The organism is Lysinibacillus sp. F12 (assembly GCF_057773605.1).
In genome coordinates this window covers 1,126,867-1,150,844 of record NZ_JBYMLP010000002.1, presented here as the reverse complement: position 1 = coordinate 1,150,844, position 23,978 = coordinate 1,126,867, and the positions used below count along the sequence as shown (strand labels likewise).

Sequence of the window (23,978 nt, the reverse complement as noted above, 5' to 3'; positions counted from 1 at the left end):
AGGATGTGGAGAAATGGAATTTCTAAGTTGGAAAGTGGAAGATGGGGTAGCAAATATTACAATTGCACGTCCGCCAGCAAATGCGTTATCACGCGGTATTATTGCAGAAGTAAATTCTGTGCTAGATGCTGTAGAACATGATGATGCTGTAAGAGTCCTTGTACTTCATGGTGAAGGCCGTTTCTTCTCTGCAGGTGCAGATATTAAAGAATTTATTGGGGTAGAATCTGGAGAAGAGTTCACGAAGCTAGCTAGCAATGGACAGCAAGTATTTGAGCGTGTGGAATCGTTCCCTAAGCCAGTTATCGCAGCTATTCATGGTGCAGCATTAGGCGGTGGGCTTGAGCTAGCAATGAGCTGTCATATGCGCTTTGTTACGGAATCAGCGAAACTAGGTTTACCAGAGTTACAATTAGGTCTTATTCCTGGCTTTGGCGGTACACAGCGATTACCACGTTATGTTGGTGTAGCAAAGGCTGCTGAAATGATGTTTACGAGCGAACCGATTTCTGGTACAGAAGCTGTGCAATGGGGCTTAGCAAACCGTGCATTCTCAGAAGAGACACTTTTAGAGGAAACGCTAAAAATTGCAAAGAATATTGCAAAGAAGAGTCCAATTGCTTTGAAGGCAGCTATTCAAACATTGCAATATGCAAAGCATGCTTCATTTTATGAAGGTATTGATGCGGAAGCAAAATCCTTTGGTACAGTGTTCGTCACAGAAGATGCAAAAGAAGGAATTCAAGCATTCATTGAAAAGCGTGAGCCTATGTTTACTGGCAAATAATTTTCCCATATGTCGATAGCAACAAACAAGTATGTTATCGATGTTATTGAAACTAAATATATATAATATTTATAAGTTTACTTAGAATTATAAAACGTTCCAGGAGGTATGGATATATGAATATTTTTGCATTAATTAAACGTACGTTTGATACAGAAGAAAAAATCGTTGTGTCGGGTGGTAAAATCCAAGAGGACGGCGCAGAATTCATCATTAACCCTTACGATGAATATGCCATCGAAGAAGCAATCCAAGTGCGTGACGCTGCAGGTGGAAAAGTGACAGTAGTGACAATTGGCGGCGAGGATGCTGAGAAGCAATTACGTACAGCTTTAGCAATGGGCGCAGATGAGGCAGTGCTCATCAATACGGAAGATGATTTAGACGAATTAGACCAAAATGCTGCTGCTTATTTATTAGCAGAATACTTAAAAGATAAAGATGCTGATTTAATTTTAACAGGAAATGTTGCGATTGATGGTGGTTCAGGTCAAGTGGGTCCACGTGTTGCAGACTTACTAGATATTAATTATGTAACAACGATTACAAAACTTGAAATTGATGGAACTTCTGCGAAAATTGTTCGTGATATAGAAGGGGATTCAGAAGTAATTGAAACTTCTTTACCACTGTTAGTAACAGCTCAACAAGGTTTAAATGAGCCACGTTATCCATCCCTACCAGGTATTATGAAAGCGAAGAAGAAACCGCTTGCAGAACTTGAGTTAGATGATTTAGATATCGATGAAGACGATGTAGAAGTGAAGATTGAAACGATTGATATCTTCTTACCAGCTCAAAAAGCAGCAGGCCGTGTGCTTGAAGGCGACCTTTCTGTACAAGTAAAAGAACTGGTAAATCTACTTCATACGGAAGCAAAAGTAGTTTAAAAAATCGAATCTTAAAGGGTAACGGAGGGAATATGCTATGTCAAAAAAAGTATTAGTATTAAGTGAAGTTCGTGAAGGAAGCTTACGTAATGTTTCTTTCGAAGCAATTGCAGCTGCAAAACAAATTGCTGATGGTGGCGAGGTTGTAGGGGTACTTTTAGGGGATGCTGTAGCAAATTTAACAGGTCCATTATTTGAATATGGTGCTGATCGTGTTGTAACGGTGGAACACCCACATTTAAAACAATATACATCTGATGGCTATAGTCAAGCACTACTAGCTATTATTGAGCAAGAAAAGCCAGCTGGCATTGTCTTTGGCCATACGGCAAATGGAAAAGATTTATCGCCAAAAATCGCAAGTAAATTACAGGCAGGTCTTGTATCTGATGTTACTACAATTGAAGGCGCAGGCGATGATGTTGTATTCATTCGACCAATCTACTCTGGTAAAGCTTTTGAAAAGGTGAAGGTAAAAGACGGTATCGTATTAGTATCTATTCGTCCAAATAACATTGCACCTTTAGAAAAAGTTGATGGTAAAACAGGAGATGTTTCGGCAGTAACTGTAGAAATTACAAACCTTCGCACAATTATTAAAGAGGTTGTTCGTAAATCTTCAGAAGGTGTTGACTTATCAGAGGCAAAAGTTGTTGTTGCTGGTGGTCGCGGTGTGAAATCTGAAGAAGGATTTGAGCCACTGAAAGAGCTTGCTGACTTATTAGGCGGTGCGGTTGGAGCATCTCGTGGTGCATGTGATGCTGAGTATTGTGACTATTCACTTCAAATTGGTCAAACTGGTAAGGTTGTAACTCCAGACCTTTATATTGCAGCTGGTATTTCAGGGGCAATTCAGCATTTAGCAGGAATGTCAAATTCTAAAGTAATTGTTGCTATTAATAAAGATCCTGAAGCAAATATTTTCAAAGTAGCAGACTATGGAATTGTTGGAGATTTATTTGAAGTAGTTCCGTTATTAATTGAGGAATTTAAGGCTCTAAAAGTGAATGCATAAACGTTATTGCAGGGAGGGATGATCCTTCCTGCTTTTTTAATTTTCTAAGAAAGTAGCTGCTATTTGAAAATTATTGCAAAATAAAATATTGACATAATTAACAGATACGATTATAGTGTTGAATATCATTAAATATTCAAATAATGTTTTTAAACGCAAAGATTAGGAGTAGTAAAAGCTCATTATTCGGTAAAGAGAGCTGCGGGTTGGTGCAACGCAGACCAATAAGACTTTGAACTTGCCTAGGAGTGGTAAGATAAATAGAATTGTCGGATTATTCTATTTGTTTGACGATTGACCTTCGTTACAAGGTTTTAAGTTGGGTTCATAAAGAACCAATTAGAGTGGTACCGCGGTTTGCTTATGGCATATCGTCTCTTCTTTCATTTGATGATGAAGGAACAGACGGTATGCCTTTTTTGATTTTTAGGAGGTAAGAAAGTGGAAAAGAACAATCAACAACAATTAAAAAGAACAATGACCTCGCGTCACATTACGATGATGGCATTAGGTGGTGCCATTGGCGCAGGATTATTTAAAGGAAGTAGTGCAGCCATTGATATGGCAGGTCCATCGGTGCTTATAGCCTATTTATTAGGGGGCATTATTTTATTATTTGTTATGCAAGGTCTCGCAGAAATGGCAGTCCGCAATAAGGAAGCAAGAACGTTTAGAGATTTAGTCGAATCCGTTTTAGGCAAATATCCTGCTTATTTTTTAGACTGGATTTATTGGAAGATGTGGGTATTAAATATTGCAGCAGAATCTGTTGTCGCCGCTATTTTTATACAATATTGGTTGCCTGAATACCCAATTTGGATATTGGCGTTATCTGTTTCGGTGCTAGTGACAGCTATTAATCTGTTATCCGTGAAGATTTTTGCTGAAACGGAATACTGGCTAGCATTGATTAAAATTACGGTTATTATTGTATTTATTATTGCAGGAATCATTTTATTGCTTGTCTCATTTGGTCAACATAGTGCTGTAGGTTTTTCTAACTTAACCTCGCACGGCGGTTTTTTCCCAAATGGATCAATGGGATTAATTGCAGCTATGCTTGTGGTGATCTATTCCTATGGTGGAACTGAAATCATTGGGATTACATTAGCTGAAACAAAAAATCCTGAAAAGGTAGTACCAAAAGCTGTGCGCAGTACATTAGTACGGATTGTTACTTTCTATTTACTGCCATTCTTTATTATCGTTAGTTTGATTCCTTGGAATGAAGTGAATGGAGTACCAGAAAGTCCATTTGTAATGGTATTTAAAATGATCGGAATTCCTGGTGCGGATCATATAATGAATGCTGTAGTGTTACTTGCTATTATTTCTTCTATGAATTCGGGCCTTTATGGTTCGTCACGTGTACTTTATACACAAGCAGTAGACGGGCGTGTTCCTAAAATTTTTGCTCAATTATCCAAAAGAAATGTTCCCGTATATGCGATTTTGATGTGTACATTAGCGTTATATTTAGGTGTCATCGTTTCGTTATATGCTGGAAGCAAGACATTTGATTTTCTGATGGGATCACTTGGATATACTGTGCTATTTATTTGGTTAATTATTGCCATAGCTCATCTGAAATCAAGAAAAAAACAATCAGCAAACTCAAGTGTGTATGAAGTGAAATGGTACCCTTATACTACATGGATTGCGATTATTGCACTGAGTACGATCTTAATTGGTATTATTTTTACCACTTCAATAATCGTGACGGGTATTACATTAGCCATCTACATTTTTATTACGTTAACTTATTTATGGAAAGGCCGTTATCAACAAAATTAATCGGTACGTTTAATTTTCGACAAGGATTTTCATAAAAAATACATTACAGGCAGATTGTTCGCTCAAGTGAATTTATCCATGCTATACTACAATCATAGTAAGTTTAAGGAGGATTTCAAATGGCAATTGTACATGCAACAGATGCTACGTTCCAAAGTGATATTAAAGAAGGGTTAGTATTAGTGGACTTTTGGGCTGCTTGGTGCGGACCTTGTAAAATGATCGGGCCAGTTCTTGAGGAAATGGATGCTGCAGGTAGCGCGGCTAAAATTGTAAAAGTTGACGTAGATAATAACCAAGGTACTGCAGCTGAGTATCAAATCATGTCAATCCCATCATTATTATTATTTAAAGATGGAGAATTAGTTGACAAAACTGTAGGCTTCCAACCAAAAGAAGCTTTAGAAGCATTTATCGCAAAACATGCGTAATGAATGAAGTTCACAAAAGCCGGACCATCAATTGATGTGTTCGGCTTTTTTTCGTTATATACTATAGAAAGATAAAATGATTTATTGAGGGGAATTTTAAGTAGGAGGCAGGTAGGTAATGAACGATTTAATCAAGCGTAAACTGGATATTCTACCAGATCAGCCTGGCTGCTATTTGATGAAGGATCGACAGGGGACCATTATATATGTCGGGAAAGCGAAGGTACTGAAAAATCGTGTCCGTTCATACTTTACAGGAACACATGAAGGTAAAACGCAAAGACTTGTAAGCGAAATAGAAGATTTTGAGTATATCGTGACATCATCAAATATAGAAGCACTTATTTTAGAGCTGAATCTCATTAAACTGCATGACCCAAAATACAATGTCATGTTGACCGATGATAAGACGTATCCGTATTTAAAAATTACGAATGAAAAACATCCTCGTCTAATTACGACACGTAAAGTAAAAAAGGACAAAGCTAAATATTTTGGACCGTATCCTAATGCCTATGCGGCAAGTGAAACAAAGAAGCTGTTGGATCGCTTATATCCACTACGAAAATGTGTGCAACTACCTTCAAAAGTTTGTTTGTATTATCATATGGGCCAATGTATAGCACCATGTGTGAAAGAAATTGAAGGTCACGTTTATCAGGAAATGATTGAGGATATGACGAAGTTTCTTAACGGTGGAGTTGAGGCAGTCAAAAAGGAGCTTGAAGTAAAAATGCTTGCGGCTGCTGAAAACTTGGAGTTTGAACGAGCTAAGGAGTTTCGTGATCAAATTGCTCATATAGATACGGTTATGCAAAAGCAAAAAATAGTATCAAGTGATACGACCAACCGCGATGTCTTTGGCTATGCTGTGGAAAAAGGATGGATGTGTGTACAGGTTTTCTTCGTTCGCCAAGGGAAGCTGATCGAACGGGATGTTTCTATTTTCCCCATCTATCAAGATCCAGAGGAAGAGTTCCTAACCTTTGTAGGACGGTTTTATGAAAAACCAGAACATATTAAGCCAAAAGAAGTCTTTATTCCACAAGCAATTGATGGTGCGATTTTAACGGAATTATTAGGCATTAAAGTTCTTACACCAAAAAGAGGTCAAAAGAAGGAGTTGGTGGATTTAGCGACGAAAAATGCTGAAATTGCAGTTGCCGCTAAATTCCAGCTTATCGAACGGCAGGAAGAACGTACTATTGGTGCATGTGAGGCACTAGGCGATGCAATGGGTATAACGACACCATTACGAATTGAAGCTTTTGATAATAGTCATATGCATGGAACGGACGCAGTATCTGCAATGGTTGTTTTCATTGATGGCAAGCCTGCCAAAAAGGAATATCGCAAATATAAAACTCGGACAGCAGCTAAGCATGATGATTATGGTGCTATGCAAGAGGTCATTCGCCGGCGCTATATTCGTGTTTTGAAGGAAGGTCTTCCACTACCAGATTTAGTGCTAATAGATGGTGGTAAAGGTCAAATGGAAGTAGCACGAGAAGTATTAGAGGATGAGCTAGGACTTGTTATACCTATTGCTGGTTTAGCAAAGGATGACAAGCATAATACATCGCAACTATTGTTTGGTGATCCGCCCGAGGTCATTGCCTTAAAACGTACAAGTGACGGTTTTTATTTATTACAACGAATTCAAGATGAAGTCCACCGTTTTGCGATTACCTTTTTACGTCAACAGCATGAAAAGCATGCTATCCAATCTGTGCTGGATCAAATTGAGGGTGTCGGTCCAAAACGAAAACAGCAGCTACTTAAACACTTTGGGTCCGTTAAGAAAATACGTGAGGCTAGTGAGCTGGCTTTACAGGAAGCCGGGATGCCAGCTAATTTAGCAAGTCATATTTATGCCTATTTTCAGCAGGAGTCATTGTCAAAGGAATAGACATATGCTAAGGTTATAAATAACATTGTTGTCCAATGTTAACAGCCCACTTGTTTTAATGAGGGCGAACATAAATTTAATACATTCACTTTTAAGGTGATGATAGAGGTGCAAGATTCAAAAGTAGCGCAATAGAGGATGAACAAATCCTAAGACATTGCGTGAAAGGGGAGCTTGCCGAAGTACAGTAATGTTGTTTCCACTGTTGTACTGGTTTTGCATTTAAGAAATGTAAGACTGTCGATTCTACTAGTTTCGGAGAGCTATCACACATGCGCAAGTTTCATTTATTGTACATGTTAGAGGCAGCTTTCACGTTTTGTGAAGGCTGCCTTTTAGTTTTCTAGAGGCTGTTTTACACCTTATATTAGGTGAATTACCAGACTGGAAAGGAGAACAAAAGAAATGTCTAGAATAGTGATGAAATTTGGAGGGGCTGCATTAGCATCACCCGAACAAATTCAAGAGGCTGTACGAAAAGCGATTGCTGAAAAAGATAGAGGTTTCGATGTGGTAGTAGTAGTAGCTGCAATGAGACAAACGATACAAGACGTGAAAATGAGCGTACTTCATTTCACAGATGATGTGTCAAAACGTGAATTAGATGCAGTTGTGTCTTCATGCTCTCAGCTATCAAGCTCAGTCTTTGCCATTGCGTTACAAGAAGCTGGCTATAATGCGGTGTCATTAACAGGCTGGCAGGCTGGTATTTACACGGATCATATGTATAGTCATGCACGGATAGATCATATCGATGTTAGTCGTATCGAAGAACATTTAATGCAAGGACAAATCGTCGTTATTGCTGGAGATCAAGGCATTGACAATGACCACAATATAACAACGCTTGGGAAAGGTGGGACCGAAACGACAGCCGTCGCACTTGCTGTTGCATTAGATGCCGAGCGGACAGACATATATACGAATGTTGACGGTGTGTATACAGCAGATCCACGCTTTGTTGTACAGGCACAAAAACTACAGGAAATTTCCTATGATGAAATGTTAGAGATAGCTCATTTAGGATCACAGGTCATACATCCACGTGCAGTTGAGTTAGCTAAAAAGTTTCAAATACCAGTTATCATACGCTCTAGTTTAGTGGAGTCAGTAGGTACTTTATTGAAGGAGGAAGTAGAGATGGAGAAAAATTTAATAGTTCGTGGTGTTGCCTTTGAATCAGATGTTATTCGTTTAACAATTGGCTATGATGCATATTCGGGTGCTTCATTAGCGGATATATTTTCAACTCTTGCTGAAAATCGCATCAACGTGGATATTATTGTTCAAGCCATTATTGATGGATTAAAACCAACTGTGTCCTTTTCAATTTTGAAAGAAGAATTTGCGGAAGCATTACGTGTTTTAGAGGACAGTAAAGTATCGCTTGGCTTTAGCTTTGCTGATTTCGAAATTGGATTAGCAAAAGTTTCTATTGTTGGCTCTGGTATGGTTTCTAATCCAGGTGTCGCTGCCCGTATGTTCGACCGGTTACGTCGTGAAAATATCCCTGTGAAGATGGTCAGCACCTCGGAAATTAAAGTGTCTGTTGTAGTTCCGCAGGATGAAATGATTCGTGCGGCAAATGCATTACATGATGAATTTAATTTAGAGCAGGCTCTTTACATATAATAATAGAAGAAACAGCATTTTCTGTCATTGTCCGAAATAAAAGGAAGGATTGTCATCCCGTTTATTGATTGGGGAGACAATCCTTTTTTGTTACTCTGTTGGGATCGTATGCATGATCCGTTCCTTTACGTCCCATTTGACTGTAAACATAACGTAATGTTGCTTTTCACGTTTTTCATCATAGCATTCTGTTAAATAGCCTTTAGCTAGCTGAATTTGTTCAGCTATAAATCCTGCCTCAAGTCTAAAGCTACGTTGTTTGATTTGTAATATTTCAGGGTCGTTTGTCAACTGGAAAATGCGTCCGTCTTTCGATTCTTTCATGAGCTCTAATGTACCCCAACAGGCATCTGCGAAAAATGCGATAAGTTCGTCTTGACTTTTACATGGAAACTTACGCGCAAGCTCTTTGCCTGCCCAATAAAGGACATCATTCTCATGTTTACCGAGTATAGAAGATAGAATATGATCGCGAATGATCTCATAACCAAAGGAAGAGATTGTAGGAGATGGAGTGTTTAACATTGTTATCCTTCTTTCTTAGAATTTTCTTAAAATTTAACGTTAATAAAGTAATGGTAGATTTTTCGAGAAAAAACGACGCATTATGCACTAGATTAGTTCTTTAATAAGCTCTATGAAAAACTTCGAGTTGCCTTGACGCTCGTAGCTCTTGAGAGTACAATAAACATGTCATAATATTGTACCATGATGAAATACACAGTCAATGAAGTATCATTTACAAAATGATGACTTCTTTTGTTGTGCTATTTTAAGTACTAAGGGGGGTAACAGTCTTGTCGAAAGATCGAGAGTTTTTATGGCGTCGCTTACATTCTCTACTTGGGATCATTCCAGTAGGTCTGTTTTTAACGATGCACCTGTTCATTAACTTTACAGCAACAGGCGGGGCAGATAGTTATAACGATGCTACCGCAGTAATGGAGAAGATTCCATTCCTTATCCTAGTTGAATGGATTGTCATCTATATTCCATTGATGTTCCATGCATTTTATGGAGTGTTCATTGCATTCACTGCTACACCAAACACAGGACGTTTCAGCACATACCGTAACTGGATGTTCTCATTACAACGTTTCACAGGTGTATTCCTAGTGATTTTCATTGCATGGCATATTTTCCAAACTCGTATTCAAAAAGCACTTGGCACACACGTTGATTACGACATGATGGCGAATATCGTTGCTAATCCATTCATGCTTGGATTCTACATTGTTGGTATTTTATCAGCAACTTTCCACTTATCTAACGGTTTATGGGCATTCCTAGTAAGCTGGGGTATTACACAATCTCCACAGGCTCAAAAGATTGCTACTTACGTAACAAACATCATTTTCGTAATTCTAAGTGTAGTTGGTATTGCTGCTATTTTAGCTTTTGTATAATTCCATAGAAAGCTACGATAGAGCAAATGCAATCAATGCAATTTTTTAAGAGGAGTGAGAAATAATCATGGCGAAAAGCAAAATAATTGTTGTCGGCGGTGGTCTTGCCGGTCTGATGGCAACGATTAAAGCAGCTGAAGTTGGTACTGAAGTTGATTTATTCTCATTAGTTCCTGTAAAACGCTCACACTCTGTTTGTGCGCAGGGCGGAATTAATGGTGCGGTAAATACTAAAGGTGAAGGGGATTCTCCATGGATCCACTTTGATGATACAGTATATGGTGGTGACTTCTTAGCGAACCAACCACCAGTTAAGGGTATGTGTGATGCAGCCCCTGGGATTATCCATTTAATGGACCGTATGGGTGTTATGTTCAACCGTACACCAGAAGGATTATTAGATTTCCGTCGTTTTGGTGGTACTTTAATGCACCGTACAGCTTTCTCTGGTGCAACAACTGGTCAACAATTACTATATGCGCTTGATGAGCAAGTTCGTTCTCATGAAGTAGCTGGTTTAGTAAATAAATATGAGCACTGGGAATTCCTTGGTGTTATTATCGATGAAGACGGCGTGTGCCGTGGTATCGTAGCGCAAGATATGCGTACAGAAGAAATTAAATCATTCCGTGCAGACGCTGTTATTATGGCGACTGGTGGCCCTGGTATTATTTTCGGTAAAACAACAAACTCTGTTATTAACACAGGTTCTGCTGCTTCTATCGTTTACCAACAAGGTGCTTCATATGCGAATGGTGAGTTCATCCAAATTCACCCAACAGCGATTCCTGGAGATGACAAAAACCGTCTAATGTCAGAATCAGCTCGTGGTGAAGGTGGTCGTATTTGGACTTATAAAGACGGTAAACCTTGGTACTTCTTAGAAGAGAAATACCCAGCTTATGGTAACTTAGTACCACGTGATATTGCAACACGTGAAATTTTCGACGTTTGTGTAAACCAAAAACTTGGTATCAATGGCGAAAACATGGTATACCTAGATCTTTCACATAAAGATCCACATGAGTTAGACGTTAAACTTGGTGGTATCATTGAAATCTACGAAAAATTCGTAGGAGATGACCCACGTAAATTACCTATGAAGATTTTCCCAGCAGTTCACTATTCAATGGGTGGATTATGGGTTGACTACAACCAAATGACTGAAATTCCTGGTCTATTTGCAGCAGGTGAGTGTGATTACTCTCAACACGGTGCCAACCGTCTTGGTGCGAACTCATTATTATCTGCTATCTATGGCGGTATGGTTGCAGGACCAAACGCAGTAGATTATGTAAAACATCTTAAAAAGCATGCAGAAGATATTCCACAAGAGATTTACGATGCTCGCGTAACAGAAGAACAAGCGAAATGGGATGCTATCATGAAAATGGAAGGCACAGAAAACGCTTACTTACTGCATAAAGAGCTTGGTGAAATGATGACTGCTACAATGACTGTAGTACGTTACAATGATCAGCTTGAAGATACATTGAAAAAACTTGATGACCTTACTGAGCGTTGGAACAACATCAACATTAACGATACGCAAAAATGGAGTAATCAAGGCGCACACTTTACACGTCAGCTTAAAAATATGTTAGTGCTTGCGAAAGTAATGACAAAAGGCGCATTATTACGTAATGAATCTCGTGGTGCGCACTATAAACCTGATTTCCCTAATCGTGATGACGAGCAATTCTTGAAAACAACAATGGCGAAGTTTGACCCAACTAGTGGTAATCCAATCATCACGTACCAAGAAGTCGACGTTTCTTTAATCCCACCACGTAAACGCGACTACTCTGCGAAAGGAGACTAAAAGTTATGCAAATCGCAGCTAATACTGGAAGAATGGTTAAAGTAGAAATCTTACGTCAAGATACACAGGGCGGCAATAGCTACTGGCAAAAATTCCAAGTGCCTTACCGTCATGGTATGAACGTAATTTCTATTTTAATGGAAATTCAAAAAAATCCTGTTACTGAAAATGGTGAAAATACATCACCAGTTTCATGGGATATGAACTGTTTAGAAGAAGTTTGTGGTGCATGTTCAATGGTTATTAATGGCCGTCCACGTCAATCATGTTCAACACTTGTTGACCAATTGACTGAGCCTATTAAATTGGAGCCAATGAAAACATTCCCTGTTATTCGTGACTTACAGGTTGACCGTGAACGTATGTTCAACGCGCTTAAAAAAGTGAAAGCATGGGTACCAATCGATGGTACGTATGATTTAGGTGAAGGTCCTCGTATGCCAGAAGGTAAACGTCAATGGGCTTATGAATTATCTAAATGTATGACTTGTGGTGTATGTATGGAAGCATGTCCAAACGTGTCTGAAAAAGCTTCATTCATCGGGCCAGCTCCATTATCACAAGTACGTCTTTTCAACACTCACCCAACTGGTGCAATGATTAAAGACGAACGTTTAAATGCTATTATGGGCGATGGTGGCCTAGCGAACTGTGGTAACTCTCAAAACTGTGTTGCTGCATGTCCAAAAGGTATTCCTTTAACAACATCAATCGCTTCATTAAACCGTGCTACTACAGTGCAAATGTTCCGTAACTTCTTCGGTTCTGACCACTACGTAGATTAATATCGGACAAGCTGAACTCCCTTACACTTAGTGTGAGGGAGTTTTTTTATAGTGATATAAACATAGTTAACATGTTTCAAGAAAAAACCATACTATTTAAAGAAAAAGGGATTTTAGTAATAAAATAAGGGGAATTCGGTTTTTCCTATGATAATATAGTGTTTTCTTATATAATGAATAAGTATTCATTGCTGATTGACAGTCTAAACTGACTGAAAAGGATGGTAAATAAATGATAGGGGATGGCGTTATTATGAAAGCAAGCTATATTGGAAATTTACAAGAGTGGGAAAAGGGGTTTTCCTTTTATAGTGAGGCACGTGTACGATTCTCAGAAACAGATATGTATGGGCATATGAACAATACTGTAAGCTTTACTTATTTTGAACAGGCGAGAATTGATTATTTTCGACATATAGGTATTTTAATGCCATCAGTAGCTGATGAGAATGTGAGGAGTATACCGATTGTAGCTGATTTACAATGTGATTATGTAAAGCAGGTTTTCTTTGATGACCTACTAAGAATTTATACAAAGGTAGCGAAAGTTGGAAGTTCATCAATGGACCTTCATTATCTAGCAAAAAATCAAAAGGACGAAGTTTGCTTCACAGGTCGTGGGACAATTGTGCAAATGGACCCTCGAACAGGCAAGAGTGTACCGATTTCTAAAGAAGAAAGAGCGCACTTGATTGATTTGGGGATTATACCCAATTAGTGAGTTGCGTTACAACGTAAAAAATTATGAACATAGTAGGAATATTGTTTTACATAAAATTGTTGAAAATGTCGAAGCAATTTCCGAAATTTTTAAGGAAACATGTAATAATCATGCAAATAGCCGTCACCGCTTCAAGCCCCTTAACATAAGTTACAATACGTGCGGGGGAGGAGGGTGTAACTGAATGAATGGCTCTCATCATCGTTCTCTATTGACAAACCGAGAACGTGAAATATTTGCGCTTTTATTAGCTGAAAAAACAACGAGAGATATTGCAGAGCAGCTTGGTATTAGTGAAAAAACAGTGCGAAATCACATTTCCAATACAATTCAAAAGCTAGGTGTAACGAATCGATCTCAGGCGTTAATTGAGCTGTTACGCTTAGAAGAATTTAAATTAGACTAATGGACACTTGCTATTTCGTGAAAAAAACGACAAAATAGAACTATTCAACGTATCTTTAGGAGTGAAATAGTTATATGTCGGATGAAGTAACAAAACACTCACCTGAAACCGTTGCAACGGTTGAAAAGGAATTACGCTATATAGCGGCCATCGTGAAGCAAAAGGGAAGAGAAATTGTTTCCGACTATGCGATTACGCCGCCACAATTTGTTGCGTTACAGTGGTTAGAAGAGCTTGGTGATATTACAATTGGCGAATTATCAAACCGTTTATATTTAGCTTTTAGCACGACAACAGATTTAGTGGACCGGATGGAGAAAAATGAATTAGTCAAGCGTATGCGTGATGAAAATGACCGCCGTGTCGTTGTTGTTCATCTTCTCGAAAAGGGCGAACGTATTATTCAAGAGGTTATAGAAAAAAGACAGCAATATTTGCAAGAGATGCTTGTTGGTTTTAATGAGCAAGAAGTCGCGCAATTATCAAGCTACCTAGAAAAACTACATGTACACATGAAACAGGATTGAGGCGGAAAGTATGAATGCCCCGATAGGCGTTATTGATTCAGGAGTAGGCGGGTTAACCGTAGCAAAAGAAATTATAAAGCGATTGCCAAACGAAACGATTTATTACATTGGCGATACAGCAAGATGTCCATATGGTCCAAGAAGCCGTCAGGAAGTACGGAACTTCACTTGGCAAATGGCGAAAGCGCTAGAAAAAATGAATATTAAGATGCTCGTTATTGCTTGTAATACAGCGACTGCAGTAGCACTCGAAAGTTTACAAAGAAATATGCCTTTTCCGGTACTAGGCGTTATAAATGCTGGCGCACGTGCAGCTGTAAAGAAAACGAAGCGACATGAAGTCGTTGTGCTTGCAACAGAAGGAACAATAAAAAGTGGTGCATATGAAGAGGCCTTACTGTCACTTAATACGTCAACACATATTATTCCACTAGCCTGTCCAACCTTCGTTCCACTTGTAGAAAGTGGCGAATATAAAGGTGAATTTGCAACGAAGTTAATAGCAGAAGGCTTAAAGCCGTTGAAAAATCAACAATTTGACACGGTTATTTTAGGGTGTACACATTACCCTATTTTACAAAAACAAATTGAAGCTGTCGTAGGAGAAGAAGTGAATGTTTTATCTTCTGCGGAGGAAACAGCAAAGGATGCTCAAGAAATGCTAGCTTATAATGGCACTTTAGCAAATACAAATACAGTGCCTGCTCATAAATTTTTTGCAACTGGTTCTGTTCCAATTTTCCGTTCAATCGCTGAAAATTGGTTGGAGCAAGGTACTCTCGACATAAAACGCATTACATTAAAATAAAAAATCAGCTTAGCAATGGGCTAGGCTGATTTTTGCCGTTTTCAGCATTTTACATAAACGTTGAGTACTTTTTTGAAGAAATAAATTATGATAAGATGAGGGCGCGAAAGTTTTTAGGAGGAACAATAAATATGACAAGATTTGATGGAAGAATGGCAGATGAACTGCGATCTGTAAAAATGGATAGTGAATACCTAATACACCCAGAAGGCTCGGTTTTAATTCAAGTAGGAAATACAAAAGTAATTTGTACAGCAACAATTGAAGATAAAGTTCCTGGCTTTTTACGTGGGCAAGGGAAAGGCTGGATCACAGCAGAATATTCGATGCTACCTCGTGCAACCGCTCAACGTACACCACGTGAATCATCTCGTGGGAAGGTTAATGGACGGACGATGGAAATTCAACGATTAATTGGGCGTGCATTACGTGCTGTGGTCGATTTAGAGGCACTAGGAGAGCGTACAGTATGGATCGATTGTGATGTGATTCAAGCAGATGGTGGCACTCGTACAGCTTCCATTACGGGAGCATTTGTAGCAATGACACAGGCAATTGCTAAATTTGCAGAAGAAAAGCCGTTCGTTAAGTTCCCTGTAACAGATTTTTTAGCCGCAACTAGTGTAGGGATTGTAGAAGAGCAAGGTGCCGTTTTAGATTTAAATTATGTAGAAGATGTGGCTGCTGCTGTTGATATGAATATTGTTATGACAGGTGCAGGTCGCTTTGTAGAATTACAAGGCACTGGCGAGGAAGCAACATTCTCTCGGGAAGAATTGAATGAATTATTAGCTTTAGGTGAAAAAGGCATCCAGCAATTAGTTGAGCTCCAAAAAACAGCGCTTGCTGAACAAGCAAACATGGTCGGAGGGAAATAATATGAAACAGGTAGTCATTGCAACCAAAAATAAAGGGAAAGCAAAAGATTTCGAAGCATTATTTGGCCCACTAGGTTATGAAGTTGTCACAATGTTTGAAGTAGCACCAGATATGGAAATAGAGGAAACAGGTACAACATTTGAAGAAAATGCAATCTTAAAGGCAGAAGCCTTAGCGAAAAATCTTGGCACCATTGTTATTGCTGACGATAGTGGTTTAGCAGTGGATGCATTAAATGGTGAGCCAGGGGTCTACTCTGCGCGTTACGCTGGTGATCATGATGATGAGGCTAATATGGTGAAGCTGTTAGAAAATCTACAAGGTGTTGAAGATGACAAACGTACAGCTCGATTCTGCTGCTGTATTGCCATTGCAGGTCCAGATTTTAACACGACAACAGTATTTGGCACATGCGAGGGCGTCATTGCACATGAAAAACGTGGCACGAATGGGTTTGGCTATGATCCCATTTTCTTTGTCCCAAGTCTAAATCGTATGATGGCTGAGCTTACGCCAGAAGAAAAGGGCGCCATTTCTCACCGAGGTAATGCTATTCGTAAGCTGAAGGAGCAATTGCCGAATCTTATGAAATAAGAGGTGGTATACATGGAAATACTAATCATGAGCGATACACATGGCGACAGTCATGTGATCGACAAGGTCAGAAATTTTTATCCTGAAATAGATGTTCGGATACATTGTGGAGATAGTGAGCTTCCTTATGTGCATGATGCATTAAAGGGAATGAAAAAAGTACGAGGGAACTGTGATCGGGAGGAAGCTTTTCCTGAGGAAGAATTTTTTACGATCGAGGATGTAAAAATTTTGGTGACTCATGGCCATTTATTTAATGTAAAAAGTTCCATGTTGTCATTAGCCTATCGTGCAAAAGAATTGAATGCCCAAATTGTTTGTTTTGGGCACTCTCATATTCTCGGTGCTGAAATGTTGGATAATATTTTATTTATCAATCCAGGAAGCCTACTAAAGCCTAGGGGTCGCAAAGAAAAAAGCTTTGCTATGCTAAAAATAGAAGATTCGACTTTTACAGTGGAATTTTGGACGGATGATCAGCAGTGTATGTCACGTCATACTTTCCAACGAAATTAATACGACCTAAAAATCCGCCTTACTCTTAAAGTAAGCGGATTTTTAGGTTGGATGGTAAAATTGACTAGGAATGAATGATGTTGAAATAGAAAAAATAAATGGAAAAGGTAACAAAGGAGAAAATATGGAAAAGACAATTGGCTGGAATCTAGACAATAGTTATGTACAATTACCAAGTATTTTTTATTCCGAAATGACATTAAACCCCGTTCCTTCACCTAAATTAGTCCTGTTAAATGAAACGGTTGTTGCGTCATTGGGATTAAATAGTCAAGCTTTAAAAAGAGAAGAGGGCATAGCTGTATTAGCGGGTAATAAAGCACCTAGTGGTAGTAATCCTATTGCGCAAGCGTATGCAGGTCACCAGTTTGGGCATTTTAATATGTTAGGCGATGGAAGGGCCCTTTTATATGGTGAACAAATAACACCCTCAAACGAACGCATGGATATCGCGTTAAAAGGATCTGGAAGAACACCTTATTCCCGTGGTGGGGATGGAAGAGCCGCATTGGGACCTATGCTTAGGGAGTACATTATTAGTGAAGCGATGTTTGGGTTGGGGATTCCTACTTCTCGAAGTTTAGCGGTAGTGAGCACAGGTGAAACGATTATCCGTGAAACTGACCTACCTGGTGCTATCCTTACGAGAATTGCCAGCAGTCATTTACGGGTAGGGACCTTTCAATATGCTGCACAATGGGGAACAGACGAGGAGCTCCAGACCTTAGCAGATTATACATTAGAACGACATTTCCCCAATTATCTTGGGAACACGAATCCCTATCTTTATTTACTACAGGAAGTCATAAAAAAACAAGCATCCCTTATAGCAAAGTGGCAGTTAGTGGGCTTTATTCATGGGGTCATGAACACAGATAACATGACCATCAGTGGGGAAACCATTGATTATGGACCATGTGCGTTTATGGATGCCTACGACCCAGCAACCGTGTTCAGTTCCATTGACCGACAAGGACGTTATGCATATGGTAACCAGCCAAGCATGGGGGGCTGGAACTTAACACGGTTGGCAGAGGCGTTACTTCCTTTAATTCATGAAAATCAAGAGCAGGCCATTGAACTTGCTCAAGCTGCCCTAGAACAATACCCTCAGTTGTACGTTCAAAACTGGCTAAAAGGAATGCGAGCAAAATTAGGATTATTTGATGAAGAGCAAGACGATATGAAGCTTATAGAAGAACTTCTGCAGCTTATGCAACAAGACAAAGCAGACTATACAAATACGTTTATCGCCCTAAGTTTTGACCATATCGACAAAACCTCATTATGGCGGACTTCAGCATTTAAAGAGTGGCATCAAAAATGGCTCGCACGATTAGCGAGACAGCCACAAACAAAAGACATGTCCCAACAATTGATGCGCCAGCATAATCCTGCTGTTATTGCACGTAATCATAGGGTAGAGGAGGCATTGGAAGCGGCTGTAGAGCGGGAAGACTTTAGTGTGATGAATAAATTAGTAACAGCCCTGTCCCAGCCCTTTGCCCACACAAATGAACAACAGGAATATGCTTCATTACCAGAGACGTCTAGTCAACCATACCGTACTTTTTGCGGCACATAAGAAGACAACGAGAGGGAATGCTCCTCTCGTTTTTTTATTATGCCATGACACCATACCCAAACCAGGCGCATACCCTATGTATGAATAAAGGTAAAGGGGAATGGATTCGATGCACAAATATTCAAAAGGTTGGTTTGTAAAAGAGTTACGAGCATATGGCATTCTAGTACATCCACAACTTAAAAGTCATTTAGGGTTATTTAAAGAATCTGAATTACGAAATCTATATTATCGCTATGTAGAAATAGAAACGACAGAGCAGGAACAAAAATAGCCTTTATGGTTTGAATAACTCCTTTCTAGGAAAAAATGAGGGTAGAAAGGAGTTTTACTATGTGGATGATAGCACAGACATGGCAGGATGTACTATTTTTACATTGGCCGGTATCACCCCTAGAATTAGAAAAGCATTTACCTCCAGAAGTAGAGCTAGATTTATTTGCACATGATGCCTGGGTGAGTGCGGTTCTTTTTAAAGTGCATGGGCATCGCTTGCGATTTCTGCCACCTATTCCGGGCTTGAATACCTCCTTACAATTGAACGTACGAACATATATTGAGTATGAGGGCAAGAAAGGCATCTATTTTTTTCATTTAGATGTGACCAATTTTATCTTCTCAAAAATAACAGCATTGGGCAGTTTACCATATCGATACTCAAAAATTATAGGAACGCAAAGGAACAATGACAATACCTATACCAGCTATTACAAAACGTTGGACGAAAGATTAAGGGTGTCCTATACAATAGGGGATAACACTCAAACTAATTTTGATCAATGGCTAGTCGAACGTTATCATTCATGGGCAAAATGGAACCATACATTATTTCGTATTGATATTCAACATACACCGTGGGATTTACAACAGGCTGATGTGAAAATTCAAAGTAATACGTTAGCTTCTTTTATGAAGGGAACCTTTCAGGGAATTCAACCCATTGCGCATTATGCAAAGAAAAAGGAGACAAAGATTTTTCTTCCAGTGATTGAATGATAAAAAATATTGTAAGTGAGAGCATTAAAAGAGATAACAAAATTGCATGACGATAGCGCCCGCTATCATATCTGACATGGCAAGCGCCTCTGCCTCTATTTCATCAAATATGTCCACGTCGGCTTGATAATTTTTTTGAATCATGGTCACAGCTTCGTTTTTTGTTAAAGACAAATGCATATAAAACATCTTTTGTACGGCCTCCATACTTAAGTATGGATTAATCGTATGCAAAAATTGTGCAATATCGTCTGCATTACGATACCAATCTCTCTCTTTTGCCTCAGCCGTGGCAGTATCCCCTTTAGTCGCAGCAGTCACTAACTGAGCAGCAATAACAAGATGCTCTTTAATTAAAGCCGCATAACGATCTGCTATAGAGTCGCCATAAAAAGGGCGAAGGCAATTGCCCAAATCAGTCGCATTTCTTAACAAACGCTGCTGCACAAAAGGTAAATCTGGCAAATTGAAAACGATGCTAATAATCGTCATCCGTGTCCAATTCACATGCTCCATCCATAGTAATTGATTCATCGCCATATAATCTGCCTCAGTTTTACTAATGCAGTGTCGATGATCAGTTGAACGTAAAAAATGACGAATCGGTGCTGTATATTGTGTAGAGGGTGATTGGTACAACTGGCTTAATGAAAACCTACTTGAATAAGGGTACAAAACCTCGCTCCTTTTCATTTGTTCTCCTACATTAGCATACTCCTAAGCAGCTCTATGTATGAAAGCAATGAAGACAAAGGGAAGGTATGACATTAATCCTCGTACATCATTTTCTTTGTCATCCCACCGTCGACCGTTAAATTAATACCTGTAACGAAATCATTCAGCGGATTTGTTAAATAGAGACATGCTTGAGCAATATCCTCCGGTACACCCACTCTCCCTGACAAATGCTGCGCATGATCTATCGGACGAAGCTCCTCATAATTGCCAGTCTCAATCCACCCGGGCGAAATACAATTTACAGTGATCTGATCAGGACCAAACGATCGTGCTAAAGCATGAGTTAATGCCACAATCCCTCCTTTTGTAGCAGCATAGGCTTCAGTAAAAGGCTCAGACATCTCAGCCCGTGTAGACGCTAGAGATACAATCGAGCCACCTTTGACATTGTGCCTCATCACCTTCGCAGCCTCTCTTGCACAGAAAAAGGCACTCGTTAAATTCGTTTGCAAAAGATCATTCCATGCCTCCAACGTAATATCATAAGGAGATGTATGTTGTAACTTTCCAGCATTATTAATTAATATATGAATCGACCCATACTGTTCGACTGCTTGTTTCATTAATGAAACAATATCCTGTTCCTTCGCCACATCCGTATGAACAAAGATGACAGAGAAGCCCTGCTCGAGCAACTCTCTCTCTAATTGCTCACCTAAGCCCTTATTGATATCAGCAATCACCACATTCGCACCCTGTCGTGCATATGCTAGCACAATCCCCTTACCAATCCCTTGTGCACCACCAGTAACAACTACAACAGAATCCTTAAACATCTATATACCTCCTATTGATTTCTAGCCAATATTCTAACAAAAATTTTTATGTTCTTGCTATCGATAAGGCAAAGACGTGGTATAATTTATATGGCGAAAACATATGATAAAACATAGATGAGGGAAACCTTGCCTACATAGTAAAATTATTGTTGACATTACGCCATAAAATACATATAATAAATATTGTCCTTCCTATGGAATACATAAGAAACGACATCATGTCTCAGTAGCTCAGCAGGATAGAGCAACGGCCTTCTAAGCCGTCGGTCGGGGGTTCGAATCCCTCCTGGGACGTCAATAAAAGCCTTACAGCCACAACGGTTGTAAGGCTTTTTATTTTTATGCAAGAATGTATAATTCTTTGTTTGGTGCCCAAGAGGTGCCCAAATCAATCTTTATCATCAAAAAGTTTATCAAAGTGGGAACTGGCTCGCTGATCCGTTTCTTGTAAAAGATGTCCATAAGTATTCATGGTAGTTGTGATATTAGAATGACCTAATCTCGACTGAATAACTTTTGGATGTTCACCAGCATGAATCAAGAGGGTAGCAGAAGTATGTCTTAAATCGTGAAAACGAATTCTAGGTAAATCAGGATTCTTTTTCATAAAACGATCCCACCACTGACTTATTGAATCTGGTCGATAAGGTTTACCAAAATCATTTGAAAAAAGAAAAGTATGTCCTTCCCATACTCGTTCATCGCCAGCCTCTTCTAGTTGATATTTTTTCACTGCAGCCAGCGTTACTAAATCATTCATAATATTTGAAGGAATAGTAACTACTCGTTTTCTTTTACCTTTTGTTTCTTTTACGATAATTCCATCCCCAGTTAAATTAACTAAAGCTTGTTCTATTAATAAGGTATTGTTTTCGACGTTTAAATGTTTTTCTTCAATGGCAACTAGTTCACCTTGTCGAGCAGCACTTACCACGGCTAGTTCAACTAACAACCATTTTTCAGCAGTCTCTCTATTATTTAATCGTTCAAACAATAATTTAACTTGTTCCTCGCTGTAGGCCTTACCTTCTTCATATTTGAGTTTTGGTAGCTTTATATTTTTACAAGGACTCTCCTCGATTAAATTCCACTCAACTGCTACATTCATAATACTAGCGAACGCCTTGTAAATATTATGAATAGTGGAAGGGGCTAACTCGCTTTCTTTGCCGTCTAATCTTCGTTTTTTCTTCTGTAAATCACCTACAAAAAATACTACATCTACTTTTTTAATATCCTTTAATTTGATATCACCGAAAATAGGGAGGATGCGTTTTTCTAAATGCGTACAATTATCATGAAATGATCGTGCACTATAATGTTGTTTAGCATAATTATCTTTCCATCGTGGAAAAAGATGATTTAATGTAATTGATTCAATATCACTAAAATAAACATCCTTATTTTGCTTCATTTCTTCTTCAAACAGTATTAGTTGGCGCATCGCTTCTTTTTCGCTTTTGGCTTCTACATTTTTAGTTTTACGAATACGGCGATTACCTCGATAACCTAAATCTGCGATAAGTTTGAATTTATTCTTACTGATTTTTTGTACATATCCCATTGCTAACAGCTCCTTCGAAACAGAGTACAACGTTATGTTAATAAAATAACCTATTATATTAAATTATCCTTCTTTCTAAATCATCTCATAGTTAGTGATAAAGTATTATTCCAATCGAGCATAATTTTATATTGCAAAAGCAATGAATATATCTCAACAAGCAGTCAACAAGGCAAAAAATAAAGCTATTGATGAAATTAGACTAAATGCTAGTAAATAAGGAGTATCACCATGGAAAATAAAATAGATTCATTAGAAGTAATCGAAATGATGCAACCAAAAATTAAGAAACTGTTATATCAAACGTCTATTGACAATAGAGAAGATTTGGAACAAGAGTTAAATTTGTTAATTATAACTTCAATGGAAAAGATTAAATTTAAGAATATGCCGAGCTTTTCTAAATTAATAAGTTTATTTGAGTACAGTGAAAAAGTTAGCTGATCTACAATTAAATGACACACATTTTATTGTGTTTTTCAATATTAATAAGCTGTTACGATTGTTAAATTGAGAGCTAGCATAGTAGAGAAAGTAAGAGATCCTAATTTTAATATGAAGACATAGTAATCTGCTTATATTATTACTTGATATAAGAGGGGATTTTTCAGCACTTATTATTTAACAAATACATGGGTTAATGTTAATCATGTATTAGTAACTAAAAACTAGAACTAAAAGATATTTTAATAAGATTAAAGACTAGCCAAGCAATTTGCCAGGCTAGTCTTTTTTATTTGTAAAGGTCACTGTTATATAATGAGAAATTATAGTCATTATTAATGTACAATTATATTTCCAAGGTAGATCACTGTAGAAGTTGTAAAATTCCTTCTGGTTGTTTATTTGATTGAGCCAGCATTGATTGAATAGCTTGTAGTAAAATATTATTTTTTGTGAATATCATCATTTCTTTAGCCATATCAGTGTCACGAATACGTGATTCAGCTTGAGTTAAATTATTGGATGTATTACTAAGATTATTCATTGCTTGTTCTAGCTTATTATTATAAGCCCCAAATTCACTTCGATGAAAGGATACAGTTTCAATTGCTTTATTTATTATAGATATTGCTGAACCTGCGCTTGTTTGTGAAGTTAAATCTAAATCACTCAATTTTAAATTTGAAATTCTAACATCACATAGATTAATTTTCATATTCTGATTACTATTAGCACCTAACTGAAAATGTAAAATTCCATTAGGTGAACTGCTTTGGTTTGATTCATCCGGATTTTTTTCTATACTAAAAGATAAATTCTTTGTCTCGAACAGTAATTCTCCTACGGCATTACCAGAGAAATTGTTAATGATACCATCACCATGTTTAGTAAATACCAGATGGTTTGAAGTGTCGAATTCAGCGAATAAGTCAATACCCTTATTAATTAAC

General features: G+C 38.3%; 25 protein-coding genes, 1 tRNA gene, 1 pseudogene, 1 riboswitch and 1 other annotated feature. Of the genes and pseudogenes, 22 read left to right on the top strand and 5 right to left on the bottom strand.

The genetic code is table 11. The features are described from left to right. Positions 1-13: 13 nt before the first annotated feature. The 7 genes from AC3CH7_RS12775 to AC3CH7_RS12745 all read left to right on the top strand — a co-directional run bounded on the left by AC3CH7_RS12775 (position 14) and on the right by AC3CH7_RS12745 (position 8,458). Positions 14-787 carry an enoyl-CoA hydratase gene (locus tag AC3CH7_RS12775; RefSeq protein ID WP_036217358.1) on the top strand — a complete coding sequence of 258 codons (774 nt, stop codon included), beginning with the start codon at positions 14-16 and terminating at the stop codon, positions 785-787. A gap of 116 nt (positions 788-903) precedes the next feature. Beyond that, entirely contained in the window at positions 904-1,677 is a 774-nt protein-coding gene (locus tag AC3CH7_RS12770; protein WP_012295569.1) for an electron transfer flavoprotein subunit beta/FixA family protein, read from the top strand. A 37-nt stretch (positions 1,678-1,714) separates the two neighbouring features. Next, a complete protein-coding gene (locus AC3CH7_RS12765; protein WP_031419381.1) occupies positions 1,715-2,692 on the top strand; it encodes an electron transfer flavoprotein subunit alpha/FixB family protein in 978 nt (325 codons plus the stop codon). A 149-nt stretch (positions 2,693-2,841) separates the two neighbouring features. Further along, positions 2,842-3,074 (top strand) — a binding site (T-box leader). Between the two features lie 95 nt (positions 3,075-3,169). Further along, entirely contained in the window at positions 3,170-4,486 is a 1,317-nt protein-coding gene (locus tag AC3CH7_RS12760; RefSeq protein ID WP_488381795.1) for an amino acid permease, read from the top strand. A 119-nt stretch (positions 4,487-4,605) separates the two neighbouring features. Next, positions 4,606-4,917 carry a thioredoxin gene (trxA, locus tag AC3CH7_RS12755; RefSeq protein ID WP_008179170.1) on the top strand — a complete coding sequence of 104 codons (312 nt, stop codon included), beginning with the start codon at positions 4,606-4,608 and terminating at the stop codon, positions 4,915-4,917. A 118-nt stretch (positions 4,918-5,035) separates the two neighbouring features. Then, the gene (gene uvrC / locus AC3CH7_RS12750; RefSeq protein ID WP_012295566.1) at positions 5,036-6,826 is read left to right on the top strand and encodes an excinuclease ABC subunit UvrC; all 1,791 of its coding nucleotides are present in this window, start codon (positions 5,036-5,038) and stop codon (positions 6,824-6,826) included. A gap of 95 nt (positions 6,827-6,921) precedes the next feature. Beyond that, positions 6,922-7,100, top strand: a riboswitch (Lysine riboswitch). Positions 7,101-7,231: 131 nt separating this feature from the next. Continuing rightward, positions 7,232-8,458, top strand: a complete 1,227-nt coding sequence (locus AC3CH7_RS12745) for an aspartate kinase (protein ID WP_036164424.1) — start codon at positions 7,232-7,234, stop codon at positions 8,456-8,458. A 90-nt stretch (positions 8,459-8,548) separates the two neighbouring features. Here AC3CH7_RS12745 and AC3CH7_RS12740 read toward each other — a convergent pair whose 3' ends face one another. Next, entirely contained in the window at positions 8,549-8,983 is a 435-nt protein-coding gene (locus tag AC3CH7_RS12740; protein ID WP_012295564.1) for a YslB family protein, read from the bottom strand. A 272-nt stretch (positions 8,984-9,255) separates the two neighbouring features. Between AC3CH7_RS12740 and AC3CH7_RS12735 the strand changes: the two genes are divergently transcribed. The 13 genes from AC3CH7_RS12735 (at position 9,256) to AC3CH7_RS12675 (ending at position 19,503) form a co-directional block, all read left to right on the top strand. Continuing rightward, positions 9,256-9,864, top strand: a complete 609-nt coding sequence (locus AC3CH7_RS12735; RefSeq protein WP_031419376.1) for a succinate dehydrogenase cytochrome b558 subunit — start codon at positions 9,256-9,258, stop codon at positions 9,862-9,864. 67 nt (positions 9,865-9,931) lie between these two features. Next, positions 9,932-11,686 (top strand): succinate dehydrogenase flavoprotein subunit, encoded by a 1,755-nt coding sequence (gene sdhA, locus AC3CH7_RS12730; RefSeq protein WP_488381763.1) that lies wholly within the window; start codon positions 9,932-9,934, stop codon positions 11,684-11,686. A gap of 5 nt (positions 11,687-11,691) precedes the next feature. After that, a complete protein-coding gene (gene sdhB, locus AC3CH7_RS12725; RefSeq protein ID WP_012295561.1) occupies positions 11,692-12,471 on the top strand; it encodes a succinate dehydrogenase iron-sulfur subunit in 780 nt (259 codons plus the stop codon). Between the two features lie 253 nt (positions 12,472-12,724). Continuing rightward, positions 12,725-13,189 (top strand): acyl-CoA thioesterase, encoded by a 465-nt coding sequence (locus AC3CH7_RS12720; RefSeq protein WP_031419375.1) that lies wholly within the window; start codon positions 12,725-12,727, stop codon positions 13,187-13,189. Positions 13,190-13,376: 187 nt separating this feature from the next. After that, entirely contained in the window at positions 13,377-13,598 is a 222-nt protein-coding gene (locus tag AC3CH7_RS12715; protein ID WP_004226437.1) for a helix-turn-helix domain-containing protein, read from the top strand. A 74-nt stretch (positions 13,599-13,672) separates the two neighbouring features. Next, a complete protein-coding gene (locus AC3CH7_RS12710) occupies positions 13,673-14,125 on the top strand; it encodes a MarR family winged helix-turn-helix transcriptional regulator (protein WP_025114538.1) in 453 nt (150 codons plus the stop codon). Between the two features lie 10 nt (positions 14,126-14,135). Beyond that, positions 14,136-14,933, top strand: a complete 798-nt coding sequence (gene racE / locus AC3CH7_RS12705; RefSeq protein ID WP_488381762.1) for a glutamate racemase — start codon at positions 14,136-14,138, stop codon at positions 14,931-14,933. A gap of 131 nt (positions 14,934-15,064) precedes the next feature. Beyond that, positions 15,065-15,811: a ribonuclease PH gene (gene rph / locus AC3CH7_RS12700; protein WP_031419371.1), complete on the top strand. Its 747-nt coding sequence runs from the start codon at positions 15,065-15,067 to the stop codon at positions 15,809-15,811. Position 15,812: 1 nt separating this feature from the next. Then, a complete protein-coding gene (locus AC3CH7_RS12695) occupies positions 15,813-16,406 on the top strand; it encodes an XTP/dITP diphosphatase (RefSeq protein WP_012295556.1) in 594 nt (197 codons plus the stop codon). 12 nt (positions 16,407-16,418) lie between these two features. Continuing rightward, positions 16,419-16,922, top strand: coding sequence for a metallophosphoesterase (locus AC3CH7_RS12690; RefSeq protein ID WP_012295555.1), 504 nt, complete (start codon positions 16,419-16,421; stop codon positions 16,920-16,922). A 124-nt stretch (positions 16,923-17,046) separates the two neighbouring features. Further along, complete coding sequence (locus tag AC3CH7_RS12685; protein WP_198695926.1) at positions 17,047-18,507, top strand: protein adenylyltransferase SelO; 1,461 nt, start codon at positions 17,047-17,049, stop codon at positions 18,505-18,507. Between the two features lie 109 nt (positions 18,508-18,616). Further along, positions 18,617-18,781, top strand: a complete 165-nt coding sequence (locus AC3CH7_RS12680; RefSeq protein WP_080695228.1) for a DUF2639 domain-containing protein — start codon at positions 18,617-18,619, stop codon at positions 18,779-18,781. Positions 18,782-18,840: 59 nt separating this feature from the next. Then, on the top strand, positions 18,841-19,503 hold the full coding sequence (locus AC3CH7_RS12675) for a YqjF family protein (protein ID WP_031419368.1): 663 nt from the start codon (positions 18,841-18,843) through the stop codon (positions 19,501-19,503). Positions 19,504-19,527: 24 nt separating this feature from the next. Here AC3CH7_RS12675 and AC3CH7_RS12670 read toward each other — a convergent pair whose 3' ends face one another. Further along, the gene (locus AC3CH7_RS12670) at positions 19,528-20,196 is read right to left on the bottom strand and encodes a hypothetical protein (RefSeq protein ID WP_227256901.1); all 669 of its coding nucleotides are present in this window, start codon (positions 20,194-20,196) and stop codon (positions 19,528-19,530) included. Positions 20,197-20,270: 74 nt separating this feature from the next. Next, positions 20,271-21,017, bottom strand: a complete 747-nt coding sequence (locus AC3CH7_RS12665) for an SDR family NAD(P)-dependent oxidoreductase (RefSeq protein ID WP_012295550.1) — start codon at positions 21,015-21,017, stop codon at positions 20,271-20,273. A 223-nt stretch (positions 21,018-21,240) separates the two neighbouring features. On the opposite strand from AC3CH7_RS12665, the gene AC3CH7_RS12660 reads away from it, so the two are divergent. Further along, positions 21,241-21,314: transfer RNA gene (locus AC3CH7_RS12660), tRNA-Arg, on the top strand. A gap of 94 nt (positions 21,315-21,408) precedes the next feature. On the opposite strand, the gene AC3CH7_RS12655 is transcribed toward AC3CH7_RS12660, so the two are convergent. Then, complete coding sequence (locus AC3CH7_RS12655; protein WP_036164412.1) at positions 21,409-22,584, bottom strand: tyrosine-type recombinase/integrase; 1,176 nt, start codon at positions 22,582-22,584, stop codon at positions 21,409-21,411. Between the two features lie 231 nt (positions 22,585-22,815). On the opposite strand from AC3CH7_RS12655, the gene AC3CH7_RS12650 reads away from it, so the two are divergent. Next, positions 22,816-23,028 (top strand): hypothetical protein, encoded by a 213-nt coding sequence (locus tag AC3CH7_RS12650; protein WP_036164411.1) that lies wholly within the window; start codon positions 22,816-22,818, stop codon positions 23,026-23,028. Positions 23,029-23,392: 364 nt separating this feature from the next. Here AC3CH7_RS12650 and AC3CH7_RS12645 read toward each other — a convergent pair. Continuing rightward, positions 23,393-23,668 (bottom strand): annotated as a pseudogene (locus AC3CH7_RS12645) (flagellin); the annotation flags it as partial. Between the last annotated feature and the right edge of the window lie 310 nt (positions 23,669-23,978).